At 53.2% G+C, this 19,194-nt stretch carries 19 protein-coding genes, 4 tRNA genes and 1 pseudogene; 8 read left to right on the forward strand and 16 right to left on the reverse strand.

Going from position 1 to position 19,194, the window contains the following annotated elements; translation table 11 throughout:
• Positions 1–9: 9 nt before the first annotated feature.
• From secE to A7P96_RS00315, 14 genes are all read right to left on the reverse strand, one after another.
• Complete coding sequence (secE, locus tag A7P96_RS00250) at positions 10–453, reverse strand: preprotein translocase subunit SecE (RefSeq protein ID WP_082887870.1); 444 nt, start codon at positions 451–453, stop codon at positions 10–12.
• Positions 454–532: 79 nt separating this feature from the next.
• Positions 533–608, reverse strand: a tRNA-Trp gene (locus A7P96_RS00255).
• Between the two features lie 7 nt (positions 609–615).
• Positions 616–1,800 (reverse strand): elongation factor Tu, encoded by a 1,185-nt coding sequence (gene tuf, locus A7P96_RS00260; RefSeq protein WP_067523875.1) that lies wholly within the window; start codon positions 1,798–1,800, stop codon positions 616–618.
• 38 nt (positions 1,801–1,838) lie between these two features.
• Positions 1,839–1,913: transfer RNA gene (locus tag A7P96_RS00265), tRNA-Thr, on the reverse strand.
• A gap of 13 nt (positions 1,914–1,926) precedes the next feature.
• A tRNA-Gly gene (locus A7P96_RS00270) sits at positions 1,927–2,000 on the reverse strand.
• Between the two features lie 30 nt (positions 2,001–2,030).
• Positions 2,031–2,114 (reverse strand) — tRNA-Tyr (locus tag A7P96_RS00275).
• Between the two features lie 105 nt (positions 2,115–2,219).
• Entirely contained in the window at positions 2,220–2,477 is a 258-nt protein-coding gene (locus A7P96_RS00280) for a YfhL family 4Fe-4S dicluster ferredoxin (protein ID WP_067442337.1), read from the reverse strand.
• Between the two features lie 143 nt (positions 2,478–2,620).
• Entirely contained in the window at positions 2,621–3,187 is a 567-nt protein-coding gene (gene rsmD / locus A7P96_RS00285; RefSeq protein WP_067523955.1) for a 16S rRNA (guanine(966)-N(2))-methyltransferase RsmD, read from the reverse strand.
• Positions 3,188–3,357: 170 nt separating this feature from the next.
• On the reverse strand, positions 3,358–3,669 hold the full coding sequence (gene rpsJ / locus A7P96_RS00290; protein ID WP_002642322.1) for a 30S ribosomal protein S10: 312 nt from the start codon (positions 3,667–3,669) through the stop codon (positions 3,358–3,360).
• A gap of 17 nt (positions 3,670–3,686) precedes the next feature.
• Positions 3,687–4,871, reverse strand: coding sequence for an elongation factor Tu (gene tuf, locus A7P96_RS00295; RefSeq protein ID WP_067523877.1), 1,185 nt, complete (start codon positions 4,869–4,871; stop codon positions 3,687–3,689).
• Positions 4,872–5,004: 133 nt separating this feature from the next.
• Complete coding sequence (gene fusA, locus A7P96_RS00300; RefSeq protein ID WP_067523879.1) at positions 5,005–7,110, reverse strand: elongation factor G; 2,106 nt, start codon at positions 7,108–7,110, stop codon at positions 5,005–5,007.
• Positions 7,111–7,128: 18 nt separating this feature from the next.
• Positions 7,129–7,602, reverse strand: coding sequence for a 30S ribosomal protein S7 (gene rpsG / locus A7P96_RS00305; protein WP_067523880.1), 474 nt, complete (start codon positions 7,600–7,602; stop codon positions 7,129–7,131).
• Between the two features lie 117 nt (positions 7,603–7,719).
• Complete coding sequence (rpsL, locus tag A7P96_RS00310) at positions 7,720–8,091, reverse strand: 30S ribosomal protein S12 (protein WP_003824684.1); 372 nt, start codon at positions 8,089–8,091, stop codon at positions 7,720–7,722.
• 315 nt (positions 8,092–8,406) lie between these two features.
• Entirely contained in the window at positions 8,407–9,942 is a 1,536-nt protein-coding gene (locus tag A7P96_RS00315; protein ID WP_067523881.1) for a helicase HerA-like domain-containing protein, read from the reverse strand.
• Between the two features lie 454 nt (positions 9,943–10,396).
• Here A7P96_RS00315 and pyrB point away from each other — a divergent pair, with 454 nt between their 5' ends.
• A complete protein-coding gene (gene pyrB / locus A7P96_RS00320; RefSeq protein WP_067523883.1) occupies positions 10,397–11,317 on the forward strand; it encodes an aspartate carbamoyltransferase in 921 nt (306 codons plus the stop codon).
• A gap of 292 nt (positions 11,318–11,609) precedes the next feature.
• Here the strand turns inward: pyrB and A7P96_RS11080 are convergent, their stop codons facing one another.
• Complete coding sequence (locus A7P96_RS11080) at positions 11,610–11,858, reverse strand: hypothetical protein (RefSeq protein ID WP_067523885.1); 249 nt, start codon at positions 11,856–11,858, stop codon at positions 11,610–11,612.
• 209 nt (positions 11,859–12,067) lie between these two features.
• Between A7P96_RS11080 and A7P96_RS10905 the strand changes: the two genes are divergently transcribed.
• From A7P96_RS10905 to A7P96_RS11085, 7 genes and pseudogenes are all read left to right on the forward strand, one after another.
• A complete protein-coding gene (locus A7P96_RS10905; protein WP_067523887.1) occupies positions 12,068–12,841 on the forward strand; it encodes a family 16 glycosylhydrolase in 774 nt (257 codons plus the stop codon).
• Positions 12,842–12,909: 68 nt separating this feature from the next.
• The gene (pyrI, locus tag A7P96_RS00335) at positions 12,910–13,368 is read left to right on the forward strand and encodes an aspartate carbamoyltransferase regulatory subunit (RefSeq protein ID WP_067523889.1); all 459 of its coding nucleotides are present in this window, start codon (positions 12,910–12,912) and stop codon (positions 13,366–13,368) included.
• Between the two features lie 116 nt (positions 13,369–13,484).
• On the forward strand, positions 13,485–13,940 hold the full coding sequence (locus A7P96_RS00340; protein ID WP_064106430.1) for a hypothetical protein: 456 nt from the start codon (positions 13,485–13,487) through the stop codon (positions 13,938–13,940).
• Positions 13,941–14,022: 82 nt separating this feature from the next.
• Positions 14,023–14,718, forward strand: coding sequence for a 6-phosphogluconolactonase (pgl, locus tag A7P96_RS00345; protein WP_067523890.1), 696 nt, complete (start codon positions 14,023–14,025; stop codon positions 14,716–14,718).
• Between the two features lie 468 nt (positions 14,719–15,186).
• On the forward strand, positions 15,187–16,422 hold the full coding sequence (gene gltS, locus A7P96_RS00350) for a sodium/glutamate symporter (RefSeq protein WP_156496208.1): 1,236 nt from the start codon (positions 15,187–15,189) through the stop codon (positions 16,420–16,422).
• 352 nt (positions 16,423–16,774) lie between these two features.
• Positions 16,775–16,894, forward strand: a pseudogene (locus tag A7P96_RS11460) (acetamidase); the annotation flags it as partial.
• Between the two features lie 116 nt (positions 16,895–17,010).
• Entirely contained in the window at positions 17,011–17,220 is a 210-nt protein-coding gene (locus tag A7P96_RS11085; protein ID WP_082887872.1) for a hypothetical protein, read from the forward strand.
• 73 nt (positions 17,221–17,293) lie between these two features.
• Here A7P96_RS11085 and A7P96_RS00360 read toward each other — a convergent pair whose 3' ends face one another.
• The gene (locus A7P96_RS00360; RefSeq protein WP_067523892.1) at positions 17,294–19,111 is read right to left on the reverse strand and encodes a tetratricopeptide repeat protein; all 1,818 of its coding nucleotides are present in this window, start codon (positions 19,109–19,111) and stop codon (positions 17,294–17,296) included.
• Positions 19,112–19,194 lie beyond the last annotated feature (83 nt).

A 19,194-nucleotide genomic window follows, 5' to 3' on the forward strand; every position in this document is an offset into this window, starting at 1 on the left:
CCCTGCAAATTACGTACTTTGCGTAAATAACCACACTAAAAAAGAATCTACCAGCCACAAGAATAAAGTCAGCACAGCCGTGAACACTAAAACAAAAAATGTATTCCGCCAAGCCTCATTTTTAGGCGGCCAAACAACTTTCTTAATTTCTACAACAGAATCTTTGATATATCGAATTAAACTAGGACTGGCATCACACCAAAAGAGAACAATTAATCCAGACAGCAACAACGGAACTCCTAAAATAATGCCTCGCACATACAGCGGCTGTTGGGACAAAAATGAAAAGCCAATCACCCCCCCGGCAACTAAGGCAGCTGCCAAACATAATTTAGCGACATTTTCTCTTCCAGTCTTTCGCTGAACACCCCGCCTTCGATCACGCAATTCCTGGCGAGACTGTTTCAGCGAGGCTACCGCCATCTCTTTTACCTTCTGCTTACGATCACTCATTTGCAACCACCCTAAATTTCATATTTTTCTATTTAATATAAAACAAAAGACTAACCGGTTGGCCGGTTAGTCTTTCTTTTGGCAGGCCAGGAGGGTCTCGAACCCCCAACCCTCGGTTTTGGAGACCGATACTCTACCAATTGAGCTACTGGCCTCTACCCTTTAAGCAATCACGGAAGCCACCACACCGGCACCTACCGTACGACCACCTTCGCGAATTGCAAAGCGCAGGCCTTCTTCCATAGCAATCGGAGCAATCAACTCTACAATGATTGTTACGTTCTCACCGGGCATGACCATTTCCACACCAGGCTCCAGCTCTACGGCACCGGTTACGTCAGTGGTACGGAAGTAGAATTGGGGGCGGTAGTTGGCAAAGAACGGGGTGTGACGACCTCCTTCTTCTTTGCTCAGCACATATACTTCGGCTTTGAATTTGGTATGCGGGGTAATAGTGCCGGGTTTGGCCAACACTTGCCCGCGCTCCACTTCTTCGCGTTTGGTACCACGCAGCAGCACTCCTACGTTATCGCCTGCCCGGCCTTCGTCCAACAACTTGCGGAACATTTCCACACCGGTACAGGTGGTTTGCTGGGTGGGTTTCAGACCAACGATTTCGATCTCTTCAACCACCTTGATAATACCGCGCTCTACACGACCGGTTACCACTGTACCGCGACCAGAGATAGAGAATACGTCTTCAATCGGCAACAGAAAAGGTTTGGCTACGGCGCGCTGGGGAGTGGGGATGTAACTATCCAGAGCGGCGGCCAGTTCGAAGATTTTTTCTTTGTAGCCAACATCGCCCTCGAGGGCTTTGAGGGCGGAACCTTGTACGATCGGGCAGTCGTCGCCAGGGAAATCATAGCTGGAGAGCAGATCGCGGACTTCCATCTCAACCAGTTCGAGCAGTTCGGCATCATCTACCATATCGCATTTGTTCATAAATACGAGAATGTAGGGTACGCCTACCTGACGGGCAAGCAAGATGTGTTCGCGGGTCTGCGGCATGGGACCATCGGCAGCGGACACCACCAGGATAGCGCCGTCCATCTGGGCAGCACCGGTAATCATGTTTTTTACATAGTCGGCGTGACCAGGACAATCTACGTGAGCATAGTGACGGGTCTCGGTTTCATATTCTACGTGAGCAGTGTTAATGGTAATACCGCGAGCTTTTTCTTCCGGGGCGTTGTCAATCTGGTCATAAGCCTTGGCCTGACCACCGAATTTTTCGGCCAAAATGGTGGTCAATGCTGCTGTCAGTGTGGTCTTACCATGGTCAACGTGACCAATGGTACCAACGTTTACGTGCGGTTTGCTACGTTCGAATTTTTCCTTAGCCATGGCAATTTCCTATGTAGTTAAACAAGTAAAAAATGAGGTGGTGCCCATGGGCAGATTTGAACTGCCGACCTCTCCCTTACCAAGGGAGTGCTCTACCCCTGAGCTACATGGGCTTTAAAAATTTATTGGAGCGGGCGAAGGGAATCGAACCCTCACTGTAAGCTTGGAAGGCTTCTGCTCTACCATTGAGCTACACCCGCCCTTAATGCCCCAAGCAATAGCAATAGTATTGGTGGTGGGAGAAGGATTCGAACCTTCGAAGCTCTCGCAACAGATTTACAGTCTGCCCCCTTTGACCGCTCGGGAATCCCACCAAAAGAGAAAATAAATATAGCGGTTTTCCCAACCGCTCGTCAAGCAAAATTTGCCCGTCTTTCTAAAATTAACTGCAAATCAGTATTTTTAATTGGGATTCTAGCTTATCCCCCTTTCAACAAAATAATCTTTTCATACTTAGCACGCAGCTGTTCTTCAGTTTCTGGATGCTCTTCATCAATCAAAATACAGTCCACCGGACACACCTGCTGGCATTGTGGCTCATCGTAATGTCCAATACACTGTGTGCACAGATTCGAATCAATCTCGTAAATTTCCTCACCCTGTGAAATGGCATCATTCGGGCACTCCGGTTCACACACATCACAATTGATACACTCATCGGTAATAACAAGAGACATGCTTTCCTCTTAATATTTATTCTTTTAAAATTATCCAAAATTAAAGAATAAAATTATAGCATAAGCCCTCCTTCAGGCAGCCTACACCCTTAGCAAGACATAAAGTTTTCTTCTTTGATAACAATTATTAAAGCCACTTATTCTCACTCCTTCTTGAGCAGTGCATACTTACTCAAACCCGATCGTCCTACGTTCAATTCCAACAAATAATCAGGCCAAACAGGCAAATCTCCTGCTTCAACATATATATATGCACCACTATGCAAATGCCGCTGCAAGCGCATAAACAGTTTAGCCCATTCTCGCCAAGTAAATGGCGGATCTAAAAACACCACATCAAACTGCTCATGTGTTTTTGACAAATATTCAAAAGCATCAAGTGCTCGAACTTCCATCTTTTCGGATAGTCTCAATTCTTGTATTTGCTGTTGTAAACTTGCTGCAGTCCGCCGATTATTTTCTACCAGCACAACCCGTTTCACCCCTCTCGAAATAGCCTCAAAGCCCAGCGCCCCGCTACCAGCAAACAAGTCCAGCACCGTTCGGCCTGTTAACTCGTGTCTCAACCAGTTGAATAAACGCTCACGCACGCTATCGGCGGTTGGACGTAGACCTTCTGCATCTGCAAATCGGATTTTCCGCCCACGCTGCTCACCGCCAATGATGCGGATTTGATTTTTGTGTTTGTTGTGCATGTTGTGTTTTTGCATATCTATTCCACAAAGAATACGTAGAATCCATAGCTGGTTATTTTTAATAATACAGCTAAACATTCACTTTTTCATATAGTGTCAATTTACTTTACCTTGTCAAGTAAAACTCTTAACCACAAAAAGCCGAACAGAGACTCCGTTCGGCTTCGATATTATCTGCAAGTAGATTACTGAACCTTGATTTCCACATCCACCCCGGCCGGCAAATCCAGCTTCATCAATGCATCGGTAGTTTTATCAGTCCAATCTACAATATCCATCAAACGCAGATGAGTACGGATCTCCAACTGCTCACGTGAGGTTTTGTTCACGTGCGGAGAACGTAGGATATTGAAACGCTCGATTTTGGTCGGTAGTGGAATCGGACCTTTTACTACAGCACCAGTGCGCTTGGCGGTTTCAACGATTTCCTGAGCAGAACGGTCAATCAGGCTGTAATCATAAGCTTTCAGACGGATACGGATTTTTTGATTTGCCATTTACTCGATATCCTTCTTTAAGCAATCACGGAAGCCACCACACCGGCACCTACCGTACGACCACCTTCGCGAATTGCAAAGCGCAGGCCTTCTTCCATAGCAATCGGAGCAATCAACTCTACAATGATTGTTACGTTCTCACCGGGCATGACCATTTCCACACCAGGCTCCAGCTCTACGGCACCGGTTACGTCAGTGGTACGGAAGTAGAATTGGGGGCGGTAGTTGGCAAAGAACGGGGTGTGACGACCTCCTTCTTCTTTGCTCAGCACATATACTTCGGCTTTGAATTTGGTATGCGGGGTAATAGTGCCGGGTTTGGCCAACACTTGCCCGCGCTCCACTTCTTCGCGTTTGGTACCACGCAGCAGCACTCCTACGTTATCGCCTGCCCGGCCTTCGTCCAACAACTTGCGGAACATTTCCACACCGGTACAGGTGGTTTGCTGGGTGGGTTTCAGACCAACGATTTCGATCTCTTCACCCACCTTGATAATACCGCGCTCTACACGACCGGTTACCACGGTACCGCGACCAGAGATAGAGAATACGTCTTCAATCGGCAACAGAAAAGGTTTGTCTACGGCGCGCTGGGGAGTGGGGATGTAACTATCCAGAGCGGCGGCCAGTTNGAAGATTTTTTCTTTGTAGCCAACATCGCCCTCGAGGGCTTTGAGGGCGGAACCTTGTACGATCGGGCAGTCGTCGCCAGGGAAATCATAGCTGGAGAGCAGATCGCGGACTTCCATCTCAACCAGTTCGAGCAGTTCGGCATCATCTACCATATCGCATTTGTTCATAAATACGAGAATGTAGGGTACGCCTACCTGACGGGCAAGCAAGATGTGTTCGCGGGTCTGCGGCATGGGACCATCGGCAGCGGACACCACCAGGATAGCGCCGTCCATCTGGGCAGCACCGGTAATCATGTTTTTTACATAGTCGGCGTGACCAGGACAATCTACGTGAGCATAGTGACGGGTCTCGGTTTCATATTCTACGTGAGCAGTGTTAATGGTAATACCGCGAGCTTTTTCTTCCGGGGCGTTGTCAATCTGGTCATAAGCCTTGGCCTGACCACCGAATTTTTCGGCCAAAATGGTGGTCAATGCTGCTGTCAGTGTGGTCTTACCATGGTCAACGTGACCAATGGTACCAACGTTTACGTGCGGTTTGCTACGTTCGAATTTTTCCTTAGCCATGAGCTAATTCCTTTTCATATAAAGATCGATTATAAAGAACAAAAGCTACCTGAAAATCGGCTTCATCACCTGAAATGGTTTTCAGGTAGCCTGAAATGGCTGCCCATCTCAACGGACAGCCTAGATTGCAAAGTTAACCTTTGCGGTCTGCTACAACTTTCTCTGCTACATGAGCCGGAGCTTCTGCATATTTCTTGAACTCCATGGTGTAGGTGGCACGACCCTGGGTAGCTGAACGCAGGTCGGTTGAGTAACCAAACATTTCAGCCAACGGTACTTCGGCACGAACTTTCTTACCGCCAATACCATCGTCGTCCATACCCAGTACGATGCCACGGCGACGGTTCAAATCGCCCATCACATCGCCCATGTACTCTTCCGGAGTTTCTACTTCTACAGCCATAATCGGCTCCAGCAGCACCGGAGAGGCTTTACGCATACCGTCTTTGAATGCCATAGAAGCGGCCAATTCAAACGCGATTTGCGAAGAGTCCACATCGTGGTAAGAACCGAAAGTCAGACGAACGCGGACGTCCACTACCGGATAACCGGCTACGATACCGTTTTGCAGAGTGTCACGGATACCTTTATCAACAGACGGAATGAATTCACGAGGAATCACACCACCTTTAATTTCATCGATAAATTCGTAGCCTTCGCCACCCGGCTCCATCGGTTCCATTTTGATCACAACGTGACCATACTGACCTTTACCGCCAGACTGCTTAACGTGTTTAGCTTCGGATTCCACTTCTTTACGGATGGTTTCGCGGTAGGCTACCTGGGGTGCACCCACATTAGCTTCCACACCGAACTCACGCTTCATGCGGTCCACGATAATTTCCAAGTGCAGCTCGCCCATACCGGAAATAATAGTTTGGCCAGACTCTTCATCAGTACGCACGCGGAAAGAAGGGTCTTCTTTAGCCAAACGGTTCAGAGCGATACCCATTTTCTCTTGGTCGGCCTTAGTTTTCGGCTCAACGGCAATGTGGATTACCGGCTCGGGGAATTCCATGCGTTCCAAGATAATCGGAGCATTTTCTGCACACAGAGTTTCACCAGTGGTTACGTCTTTCAAACCAATAGCAGCAGCGATGTCGCCAGCACGTACTTCTTCAATCTCAGTACGATCAGCGGCAGTCATCTGCACCAAACGGCCGATACGCTCACGAGTGCCTTTAACAGAGTTCAGTACAGTGTCACCAGATTTCACCACACCAGAGTAAACACGGATAAAGGTCAGTTGACCAACGTATTTATCATTCAGCATTTTGAAAGCCAAAGCGGAGAATTTCTCGTCATCGCTGGCTTGGCGGCTGTCGGCTTCTTCGGTATCAGGGTTAACACCTTGAACCGGAGGAATATCGGTCGGAGCAGGCAACAGTTCAACCACAGCATCCAGCATACGCTGAACACCTTTATTTTTAAATGCAGAACCGCACAACATCGGCTGGATTTCACCGGCCAACGTACGCTGACGCAGCGCGCCAACGATTTCTTCTTCAGACAGCTCTTCACCGCCCAAGTATTTGTCCATCAGCTCTTCGCTGGCTTCGGCAGCGGCTTCGATCATATTCTGACGCCACTCTTCGGCAGTCGGAACCAAATCAGCCGGGATATCGCTATATTCGAAAGTTACGCCTTTGTCGGCTTCATTCCAAATAATAGCTTTCATCTTCAGCAAGTCCACCACGCCTTCGAATTTATCCTCGGCACCAACCGGAATCACGATCGGCACAGGATTGGCGCGCAGACGGGTTTTCATCTGCTCAACTACGCGGAAGAAGTTGGCACCTTGACGGTCCATTTTGTTTACAAATGCCAAGCGCGGAACTTGGTATTTATTGGCTTGGCGCCACACAGTTTCAGACTGTGGCTGAACACCACCTACCGCACAGTAAACCATTACTGCGCCGTCCAATACACGCATAGAACGCTCCACCTCTACGGTGAAGTCAACGTGTCCGGGGGTATCAATGATGTTGAAGCGATGCTCAGGGAACTGCTTCGCCATACCAGACCAATAGGAAGTTACGGCAGCAGAGGTAATGGTAATACCACGCTCTTGCTCTTGTTCCATGTAGTCGGTAGTAGCCGCACCGTCATGCACTTCGCCCAACTTGTGGGTCAAGCCAGTGTAGAACAGGATACGTTCGGTAGTGGTGGTTTTACCCGCATCGATGTGGGCAGAAATACCGATATTACGGTACAAATTAATCGGGGTTTTACGAGCCATTTCAATCACCTTTCAAAATTAGAAGCGGAAGTGAGAGAAGGCTTTGTTGGCTTCAGCCATGCGGTGTACTTCTTCACGTTTTTTCATGGCACCGCCACGGCCTTCTGCGGCATCAATCAACTCACCGGCCAGGCGCAAATCCATAGATTTTTCGCCACGCTTGCGGGCTGCGTCGCGCACCCAGCGCATTGCCAAGGCCAAACGGCGGGAAGGACGAACCTCAACAGGAACCTGGTAGTTAGCACCACCAACACGGCGGCTTTTCACTTCCACGATGGGTTTGGCATTGTCGATGGCTTCGTTAAACACTTCGATTGCTTCTTTGCCCTGTACTTTCTTGGCAATTTGCTCCAGAGCACCGTACACGATGCGCTCGGCAACCGATTTTTTACCGTCAACCATCAAGACATTCATAAACTTGGTCAGTTCAACGCTGCCGAACTTCGGATCCGGCAATATGTCGCGCCTGGGGACTTCTCTACGTCTTGGCATTTCAATTTCCTTTAATCTATTCAGCTGGGATAATTCCCGCGAATGTCCATTGGGGAGCATTCACTTACTCGGCCGGCTTATATCAGCAATAACGGCCGACGTGCCTGTATTAAAAAATTATTTCGGGCGTTTAGCACCGTATTTGGAGCGCGCCTGTTTGCGATCTTTCACGCCGGCAGTATCCAAAGAACCACGAACAGTGTGGTAGCGCACACCCGGCAAGTCTTTTACACGACCGCCGCGAATCAGCACCACGCTATGCTCTTGCAAGTTGTGGCCTTCACCGCCGATATATGAAATCACTTCAAATCCGTTGGTTAGGCGCACTTTGCACACTTTACGCAAAGCGGAGTTCGGTTTTTTCGGAGTAGTGGTGTACACACGGGTGCATACGCCGCGTTTTTGCGGGCAGGCTTCCAGTGCGGGCACCTTGTTTACGTACTCGGGCTTTTTGCGGCCCTTGCGTACTAACTGGTTAATAGTTGGCATATTTTCTCGTCCTGTTGAGTTAAATATTTGCCGACACCATGTCGGCAAGAGCGGAATTATAGTTCTTTTGCAAGCAGCAGGTCAATGGCAGCAGCAGAATATACCTTAGCTTTTCGTGGTTTACGGGCGGGTCTGTTGTTTTCTGCACAGAAGACAAGAAGCCCCTCTCATCAATCAGCCAAACAACGAGGCCACCTGAAACCGTCCTAGTCGGTTTTCAGGTAGCCTTTTAATACTCTATATAAAGCATCTGCTTTTGGCTGGGCCGAATCTCTGCTTCTAGCAGCAAACCAGGCTACAGCTCTCAGGTAGCCTTTACTTTATCGCATTGCGGATCACACCCATGATGCTGCGGGTGATGCTACGGGTGATCTGCTTGTTCACCTGGCTGCCGAGCGAATCGGCCAAATCGTAGCCCAAGCCTTGGTTGGCGCGTTTGCGGCTGCCGAACAGGCCGCCGAGGAAACCGTCCAGCAGGCCGCCTTTGTTGCTTTCGGCTTTTTGGGCAGACGCGGCTGCGGCATTTTGCGCTTTGGCTTCGGCTTCTGCCTGAGCAGCGGCGGCCTGCTCTTGTTCCAGCTGCTGCAAGGCTTCGTAGGCGGAGAAGTTGTCCACCGCGTCTTTGTAGTGGCGGTAAAGGATGTCGTTTTGGAAACGGCTGTCGCGTTCAGCGGCGGAAAGCGGGGCAAGCTGGGATTGCGGCGGCAAGATGAAGGCGCGCTCCACGATGCCGGGCATGCCTTTTTCATCAAGGAAAGACACCAGCGCCTCGCCCACGCCCAATTCGGTAATCGCTTGCGCCACATCGAGATTAGGATTACTGCGGAAGGTTTCGGCGGCAGCGCGCACGGCTTTTTGATCGCGCGGGGTAAAGGCACGCAGGGCGTGCTGCACGCGGTTACCGAGCTGGCCGAGCACGGTGTCGGGCAAATCGAGTGGGTTTTGGGTAACAAAATATACACCCACGCCTTTGGAACGGATCAGGCGCACCACTTGCTCAACTTGCTTGAGCAGGGTGTCAGCGGCATTGTCGAACAGCAAATGAGCCTCGTCGAAGAACATGACGAATTTGGGTTTGTCCAAATCGCCAGCTTCGGGCAGGGTTTCAAACAGTTCGGCCAAAAACCACAGTAAGAACGCGCTATAGAGGCGCGGCGAGCGCATCAATTTTTTGGCATTCAGGATATTGATGACGCCTTGCCCGCCTTCGGTTTGCAGCCAGTCTTGCAGATTAAGCTCCGGCTCGCCGAAAAACACATCGCCGCCCTCGCTTTCCAGCTGCAACAGCTGGCGCTGAATGGCGCCGACGCTGGCGGCGGAAACGTTGCCGTATTGAGTGCGGTATTCCTTGACGTGCTCAGCCACGTATTGCAGCATGCCGCGCAGGTCTTTCAAATCGATCAGATGCCAGCCTTTATCGTCGGCGGCTTTGAATACCAGGTTGAGCAGGCCTTCCTGCGTGTCGTTCAACCCCATCAGGCGGGAGAGCAGCAGGGGGCCCATTTCGGAAATGGTTACGCGCACAGGAATGCCGGTTTCGCCGTATACATCCCAAAAGCGCACCGGACAGCCTTTCAGGTAGCCTTCCGCATCCAGCCCGAATTGGGCCATGCGCTCGCCCACCTTGCCCTGCCCGTCGCCCGGATTGGCGATGCCGGAGAGGTCGCCCTTCACGTCGCTCATAAACACGGGAATGCCTTGCGCGCTGAAGCCTTCGGCCATTTTGCGCAGGGTAACGGTTTTGCCCGTGCCGGTAGCCCCGGCAATCAGGCCGTGGCGGTTGGCCATCTGGCCGAGCAAGAATAAATCGCGGCCTTCGGCCACGGTTTTGGCAATGTGAAATTCAGCCATTGCGCCTCTCCAACTGAAAAATTGATAACGGGCGATATTGTAACGGAATTGCGGCGTTTGACGGCAAATTTGTTTGGCAGCGTAGAGAGCATGTTTTCAGGTAGCCTGTTGCGCCAACATAAGGCTACCTGAAAGCACTCACTGCCACGAATATAAAAGAAGTGAAACAGCTCCTCCAAATTTTCAGGTAGCCTGATTGCCGATTTTAAAGAGGCACGCTGAAAGTATGCGGCTGCCTGAAATATATATAGTGGATTTAAATTAAGAATGGGACAAGGTGGCGAACCGCAGACAGTACACTCGATGCGGCAAGGCAAGCCAACGCTGTCGCATTCTTCTTTTCATTCTTCTTTTAATTCACTATAGCAGCCAGGCCTCCCCACCGTTTTCAGGTAGCCTCTTCCCGGCAAACAGCGCATAATACGCCCGTTTGCCAACCCGCCCGGAGCCACCCATGCCCAATCCACTCTACGGCCAGCATCTCATCTCCATTCCCGACCTAAGCAACGAACAGCTCGAATGCCTGCTGGATACCGCCCTGCGCCTCAAGCGCGAACCGCGCCGCAACCTGCTTGAAGGCCGGCTCATCGGCTCCTGCTTCTTCGAGCCCTCCACCCGCACCCGTCTATCCTTCGAAACCGCCGTACAGCGGCTCGGCGGCAAAGTTATCGGCTTTTCCGACGGTGCCAATACCAGTGCCAAAAAAGGCGAAACCCTGGCCGATACCGCCCGCATCATCTCCAGCTACACCGACGCCATCATCATCCGCCACCCCAAAGACGGCGCCGCCCGCGTGCTTGCCGAATTCTCCGCCGTGCCCGTCATCAACGCCGGCGACGGCACCAACCAGCATCCCAGCCAAACCCTGCTCGACCTCGTTACCATCCAAGAAACCCAAGGCCGGCTGGACAAGCTCGTTATCGCCATGGCCGGCGACCTCAAATACGGCCGCACCGTCCACTCCCTCGCCCAAGCCATGAAACGGCACCAAGCCGAATTCATCTTCGTCTCCCCGCCCAGCCTCGCCATGCCCGACTACATCACCGAAGAGCTCGACACAGCCGGCTGCCGCTACCAAATCCTGCCCAGCCTCGAAGAAGCCACCCGCCACGCCGACATCCTCTACATGACCCGCGTGCAACGCGAACGCTTCGACGAACAAGAATTCGCCAAAATCCAAGGCAAATTCAACCTCGAAGCCGCCACCCTCGCCCAGGCCAAACCCAACCTGCGCGTACTGCACCCCCTGCCCCGCGTCGACGAAATCCATCCCAATGTGGATGGCACGGTTTATGCTTATTATTTCGAACAAGCCAAAAACGGTGTATTCGCACGCATGGCCATGCTGTCATTGGTGTTAAACGAAATAATCTAACCCCGGCATCTAGGCAGACTGCCTAAAAGCCGATCCCCTAACAAAAGCAATATAAAGGCTGCAAACCGGCCTGATTTGCGGTGCTGGCGAACATCATCGACTTGCTTGAATAACTAAATTCTGTCTAGCAAAGGAAATTGAATAATGCACGTAAAAAACATGTTAGCCGTTATGTGCCTGGGCGTACTGGCCGGCTGCGGTGACGGCAAAAGCAGAGATGGACAATCAGTACAGTCGATACGATTTGCCAACGGTAGTGGCGGTTCAGGGCAATCATTGACAATGTCCGTCCCTATGAAGCAACAGGGACAGAATCAAGGGCAACCTCAAAATCAGCCGCAACCGCAGCCTCCGCAACCGCAGCCTCCGCAACCGCAGCCTCCGCAACCGCAGCCTCCGCAACCGCAGCCTCCGCAACCACAGCCTCCGCAACCACAGCCTCCGCAACCACAGCCTCCGCAACCACAGCCTCCGCAACCACAGCCTCCGCAACCACAGCATCCGCAACCACAGCCTCCGCAACCACAGCCTCCGCAACCACAGCCCCCTTCCAACGGTTGCGAAAGTGCGACTGATGCGTCAGGACAATGGCGCAGCCTCAAGTGTTATGAGTTTAAAGATAATAATGTGCCAAATGATTGGGAGGCAAAAACCATACTCAACCATTTAGGCAGCCACCTCTCTTATCTTCCCGGAAATATTGGATTCGTAAATAATGATTTCGCCAGAATTACCACACGCCGCCATTGCGTGCGGAACGACAGCGAAGCCCTAACCGACAGCAACACCAGGGAAACACCCTGCCAGGCCGGCGAGAAAACCAAATACTCAAGCGGCAGATTGGAATCCAAACCCATAGTTGATGCCAGCAAACCCTTCCGCGCCGAAATCCGCGCCCTAATCAACTGGAACGGCTCAAGAGGCATGCGCACGGCGCTATGGATGCGCAATAGCGAAACCTTGCAAAATTGCGGCAGCAACCCTGCTGCCAATGACCCCTATGGTGAGCTCGATATTCTCGAGTGGTATTCCTCTGCACGGGCATATGCTTGGTCCTCAACACACGCCAGCTGTTTCTATAGTCACAAAAGAGGCACTTGGCGCACGCGCGTTTTCGCACACCGTTTGGAGCAGCACATCAATCGGCAAGCCACACCGTTAGATGGCGAGTGGCATGTATGGGCAATAGAGTTTGACGGCCAAAAAGTGCGTTACTATCTAGACGGCAAGCTCATCCCCGTGTCCCACTACACGGTGGACGACAACACCACAGTGGACGTTATCGACCGCAGCCGCACCGACGAATCAGGCGGCTACCCTTCCACCATGCCTGATGAAGACTTTGCAAAACTCAACGTCAACCGCCAAATGCTGGATCAGATATTCAGAACCAAAGGCCCTTGGTATTTCATTCTGAATGACTACGCGGAATGGGAAGACAAGCTCAAGCCACCACGCCCCACCGATAACTTCCGCATCCAAACCACCTTGATCGACTACGTGCGGCTGTATCAGAAAAACTAACCAGCTCTTGCAGGCTACCTGAAATTTCAGGTAGCCTGTATTCCATCCAATCCCCATCGGAAATCCAAATGGACAAGAAAAGACTCAGCGTCGAAGCCATCGAAAACGGCACCGTTATCGACCACATCCCTGCCGGCCTCGCCCTCACCATCCTACGCCAATTCAAACTGTTGCGCGAAGGCTGCGCCGTAACTGTTGGCTTCAACCTGCCCAGCAAACGGCATGGCCGCAAAGACATCATCAAAATCAACGGTATCAGGCTCAACGAAGCCGCCGCCAACCGCCTCGCCCTGTTCGCCCCCGAAGCCACGGTGAACCTCATCGCTAACTTCAAAGTCGAACAAAAAATGCCGCTCAGACTGCCCGAAACCATCAGCGAAGTCTTCCGCTGCCCCAACCCCAACTGTGCCAGCCACAACGAACCTGTTTCCAGCCGCTTCTACGTGCGCCGCCCGGGCGACCAAACCCGCCTCAAATGCCACTACTGCGAAAAAACCTACGACCGCAGCCTCGTAACCGAAGCTTGAAACGGTAGGCACAATAAAAGCTACCTAAATTTTCAGGTAGCCCCCTATAGTAAACACCCTCATCTCCAGATATAATTTAACTGATTTACATACTTAACCTAACAAGGAGGACTACCATGAGTTCTGACGAACGCTATCGCCCCCCACAAAGTGAAGACCTTGGCTCAGGCACCGGCCAAGCAGCCCCTGCATTGTGGAACCCGAACGCCGCTGCCTGCTGGTCACTGCTGTTTTCCCCCGTTTTCGGCGCTGCGCTGCATATGTTTAACGCCCGCGCTATGGGCGACGCCGAACTGGAAAAGCTGAATAAGGGCTTTATGTGGGGTACGCTGGCCGTACTGGTGATCGCTATCCTCCTCGCTATTTTCACCAAAATAAACGCCAACTTTGTCGGCCTTGCTGCACTCGGTGCTTGGTATGGCGCAGTAGGGCGCAAGCAAGTGGCCTTAGTGAAAGAGCGATATGGCTCAAACTACCCACGCCGCTCGTGGGGCAAACCCATATTGTTCGGTGTCCTTGGCATCGTTGCGTTGTATGTTTGTATCTTTATCTTGGCCTTTATTGCCTCTTAATGAGACCTAAAGCAAGCCGCATCCCCCCCTCAGGTAGCCTTAGGCTACCTGAAATTTTACCTTCCCCTTGCCGAAATCTTTTATGCCCCCATCCCTCACTTGGCACACCTTCCCCACTCCCGCTGCCCAAGCTGCCGCACTGGCCGAAGCCGTAGCCAACGGCCTGCGCGATTGCCTGCACACACAAGGCCATGCCGTGCTGGCCGTATCTGGCGGCCGCTCGCCCATAGCGTTTTTTGAAGCCCTGGCGCAGCAAAAACTAGATTGGCCGAATATTACCGTCACTCTAGTGGACGAACGGCTCGTGCCGCCACAGCACCCCGACAGCAATGCCGCGCTGGTGCGCCGCCACCTGCTGCAACACGCTGCCGCAGCCGCCCGCTTCCTACCGCTGGGGAATGAACAAATCGATGTGTCCGACCCCGCCGCCCTAGCCGAAACCGAGGCCGGCTTTCCCATGCCCGACATCGCCGTGCTCGGTATGGGCACGGACGGCCACACCGCCTCGCTGTTCCCGCAAGCCCCGCAACTGGCCGCAGCCGTGTCGCCCGCCTGCCGCACCAAACTGGTGCACACCAGCCCGGTTACCGCCGCACACGAACGTATCGGCATGAGCCTAAACACTCTCGCCGCCGTACCGCAGCTGTTTTTGTCGATTCAGGGCGCAGACAAACGTGCCGTACTGGAACAGGCCACTGCTATGCCCTCGAACGAACGCCCCATCAGCCTGCTGTTACATCGGGCAAACGTGCGTTGCCAAGTGTATTACGCCAATTGAAACAGCAGAATCGGCAACGAGCTTCCTGTACGGCTGAATACTATAGCAAGCCGAATTGACTTTCGATACAAGGTGATGAGCCGCAGGCAGTACAGAAGTACGGCAAGGAGAACCAACGCTGTAGCGAAAGTTAAGTTGGCTTGCTATAAAAGGCTACCTGAAATGTTTCAGGTAGCCTTTTGATTGGTCGCCGTAACCGTAAGCCATACAAAGCCAATGAACAGGCAGCCAACCCGCCTATTGCGATGCTCACAACTATCTAAAATTATAGCTTCCACACAGTGAAAATACCATAACTATCAGGCATTACAGCCTAACTAGACGCCTTTCAGATAGCCCTGCCGATTGTAAAAAAGAATCTATACTCTTTGACAATTTTTAACCACTATCCTAATATTTACTCGAGGCCTGTTGGCGGATCAACGGGCCTGCATTTAATTGTTTCTTTATTTTCAAAGGGGATAAGCCATGATAGAAGTGAACAGCTACTACACCCTGATTGCGGCCACACTAGTGCTGCTATTGGGTAAACTGATGGTTAGCAAAATCAAGTTTTTGCGGGATTTCAATATTCCCGAACCGGTGGCGGGCGGCTTGGTGGCAGCCATCTGCCTGTTTAGTCTGCATAAATTTACAGGCATCGGTTTCCAGTTCCAAAAACCACTGCAAGATGCGTTTATGCTGATTTTCTTCACCTCCATCGGCCTGAGCGCGGACTTCTCCCGTCTGAAAGCCGGCGGCATTCCATTGGTGGTGTTTACCGCCATCGTGGGCGCATTTATCTTTATTCAAAACGCTATCGGCGTGGGCTTGGCCAGTGCCTTCGGCCTACACCCGATGACCGGCCTGATTACCGGCTCCATCACCCTCACTGGCGGCCACGGCACGGCAGCCGGCTGGGCGCCCGACTTAATCAAATACGGCGTACCTGCCGCAGCCGAGCTGGGCTTGGCTTCAGCCACCTTCGGCTTGGTGGCCGGCGGCTTAATCGGCGGCCCGGTGGCCCGCCGCCTCATCAACAAAATGGGGCGTAAACCCCTAGATTCCGCAACCGTTGAAGCCGAACACCTGCGCTGTGCCGACGACGATCCAGACAACAACACCGACAATATGTTTGAACGAGCCGAGCAAACCCGCCTGATCACCGCCACCTCGGCCATCGAAACCTTGGCCATGTTTGCTGCCTGCCTCTCGTTTGCCGAAATTCTGGACGGCATCGACAAACAATACCTGTTCGACCTGCCCAAATTCGTGTGGGCGCTGTTTGGCGGCGTGGTGTTGCGCAACGTATTGGTAAGTGCGTTTAAATTCAATATGTTCGACCGTGCTATTGACGTATTCGGCAACGCCTCGCTCTCGCTCTTCCTAGCCATGGCTCTGCTGAACCTGCAACTGTGGCAGCTGACTGATTTGGCAGTGAAAGTAACCATTATCCTGCTGATTCAAACCATAGTGATGATTCTGTATGCCACCTATGTCACCCACGTATTCATGGGCCGCGACTACGATGCCACCGTACTGGCCGCCGGCCACTGCGGCTTCGGCCTCGGCGCCACCCCCACGGCCGTGGCCAATATGCAATCCATCACCGAACGCTTCGGCCCTTCACACAAGGCCTTCCTGATTGTGCCGCTGGTGGGCGCGTTCTTCGTGGACATCATCAACGCGCTGATTTTATCGGGCTTCGTGAACTTCCTGAAATAAGCCGCCCCGATGTGAGCAAACGGCATCTATCCAGCGGCCGAGTGCGTTTCGAAACCTGCGACTACTTTACCGACCAAATCCAAACCCCCGCCGACACCCTCGACCATTTCAACTGAAACCGCATCAATCCCGCCACCAGACTCCTGTTTGTGGAAGGCGCCGAGCCGAGAGGCACCCTACCGGCACAGGCATGGCCAGCAATCGGCTGGAACGCGGACGCATCAACATCGTGCCGGTGGAGGACGGCCACATTATCTTGTTTGGCTAAAGTGCGCCTGCCGCCCAACCCGATGATCGGCGTTATCGATACCGCACAATCAACTGTGGCACGCCCGATGCACACGGTGGCAATATGGGCACCGAAACCACCACCGAAAGCACCATATTCCTCTTGCCGATAAATGCGCCCGGCGCACTACTGACCATAGGCTATTTACATGCTGGCATGAGCGGCGGCGAGGTGGGCATCTCTGGCTTGGAAATCAAAGGTGTGATGGAAGTGGAAGTGAGCGTCATCAAAAGCCACCTCTATCCCCTGCCACTAGCCGTTACCACCGACTGCTGTACACCATCGCCTCCAGCCCCGATTTGGACCAGGCCACCGAAACCGCCACCCCAATGGCCACCGGCCTACTCACCGCCCACGGCGGGCTCGACACCAACCAAGCCATCGCCCTGCAAAGCATCGCCGGCGATTTGCAGATTTGCCAAGTGGTCGATCCCAACAAAACCTGCTGCTTCGCCATGCCGCGCACGGTAACGGAACAATTAAGGATGGAGAGGATGGAGTTGCCGTAACACATTTGGCCTAGGGCTAAAACAGCAAAAGGCTACCTGAAAACGGAAAACCTGTTTTCAGGTAGCCTTTGGTTTATTGGCTGCTGTTGTTGCCTTCGCTGCTGGTTTTCCCGCTTGAAGACGGGAGGATTACATTGAGGCGTTGCAGGGTTTCCTGCAATACGGGTTTATCACCACCTTTGCGCTGGGCGGCCTGCCAGATAACGATGGCTTCGTTTTTGCGGCCGAGTGTCCACAGCACTTCGCCGAGGTGGGCGGCTATATCGGCTTCGGGCAGTTTGGCGTGGGCGCGCTGCAAATACGGCAGGGCGGCTTGAGGTTGGCCTTGCTTGAACAGCACCCAGCCCATGCTGTCTTGGATTTCGGGCGAATTGGGGCGGCGCTGCAAGGCTTGTTCGATGTAGCGGCGTGCCTGGGCCAGGTCGGGGTTGGGCAGGGAGAGCATGGTGTAGCCGAGGGAATTGAGGATGTCGGGGTTTTTGGGCACGAGTTCTTGCGCCTGTTTGAGGTCGGCTACGGCTTTCTCGGGCTGTTGTAGGCGGTCGGCATACAGGATGGCGCGCTGCTCGAGGATGATGGCGATCATGGCGGGCGGGGCGGAGTTGTCGCTGTAGCGGCGATAGAGGCTACGGATGCTGTTGAGGGCTTCGGCAGGCGGCTGCTCGCGGGCGATGCGCAGGTGGGCAACGAGGAGGTCGTCGGCATTGAAGATGGCATTGCTGCGGCCGGCCGATACGATGGATTCGGCACGCAGCAGGGCATCTTCGGCTGCCGGCCAGTTTTTCTCGGCCTCGGCAATGCGCGCTTCTAGGATGTGTTTGTCGAACTGGGCTTCGGGGGCGCTGGCGCGATTGAGCCAGTTGCGGCTTTCGGCTATGTTGTTGTCTTCAATCAGGCGCATGGCGGCGAGCAGGACGGCGCGGCTTTTCTGCTGCTGAGTGCCGTGCAGGTAGGCTTTATCGAAGTAGTTTACGGTGGTAGCCACGGGCTCTTTGCGGCGCACGGAGAGGATGCCGGCTTGGATGTAGAGGTCGGCATCTGGGGTTTTGGCCAGCATATTTTGCAGCAGGCGGTAGGCTTCTTCTTCGCGTTTGGCGGCGATGAGGGTTTCTACTTGCAGGTTTTGCCACATGGGGGAAAGGTGGCGGCTATCGGCATGGCGGAAGAAGTATTCGAGCACTTCAGGCTGGCGCTGGGCAATCAGGCGCAGGGTGATGCCAGTAATGGGGCGGATGTCGCTGTCGAGGCGGGAGAGTCGGCGCAGGGCAGCGTTGGCATCGGTAGTGCGGCGGGTATGGGCAGAGTAAATGGCATCGGTGATGGCAGCTTCAGCCAACCCGGGGAAGCGGGTAGCGGCTTGGTGCACGCGGCGGGCGGTTTGCGCATCAGCGGCTTCAGGATGATAGAGGGCAAGCTGGGACATGCGCAGAAAGATGTTGCGCATGCGGTGGCGGTCGGTTTGGGTGAGGATTTCGGGCAGGCCGGCGCGCACCGTGGCGATATCGCCTTTGGCCGTAGCCACAACCCAGCGCATACGTTTTTGCTCGGTGGAAGGTTTGGGCTCAACTGCCTGCCAGTGCTCAAGCACTTGCTCGGCCAGGCGGACATCAGTGGCAAGGGCGATGTCTACGGCGCGCTCGGCCACGGCTGGGTCGTTGGTGCGACGGAACAGGCGCATATAGGCAGCGAGGGCGTCACTGCCTTTGCCTTGCTGGAGGGCAATCTCGGAGGAGAAGGCCGTCATCAGATTGTTGGCGCGGTCGATGATTTGGCGGTGAGTAAGCGGGGTTTGCGAACCGGGTTTGCGCGGTGCAGGCGCAGCTTGGGCCGCCAAGGGCAGCAGTAGGGTGGCGAGAGCGAGGGCGCGGATGCGGGAATGCCGTGAAGACATGGGGGTTCCTTAGAATTAGATGTGCGGCGGCAAAAGGCTACCTGAAACTGTAAAGGGCAAAGTTTATAGCGCAAGTATGCTTG

Origin of the sequence: Eikenella sp. NML03-A-027 (genome assembly GCF_001648395.1) — a bacterium.
GTDB lineage: Bacteria > Pseudomonadota > Gammaproteobacteria > Burkholderiales > Neisseriaceae > Eikenella > Eikenella exigua.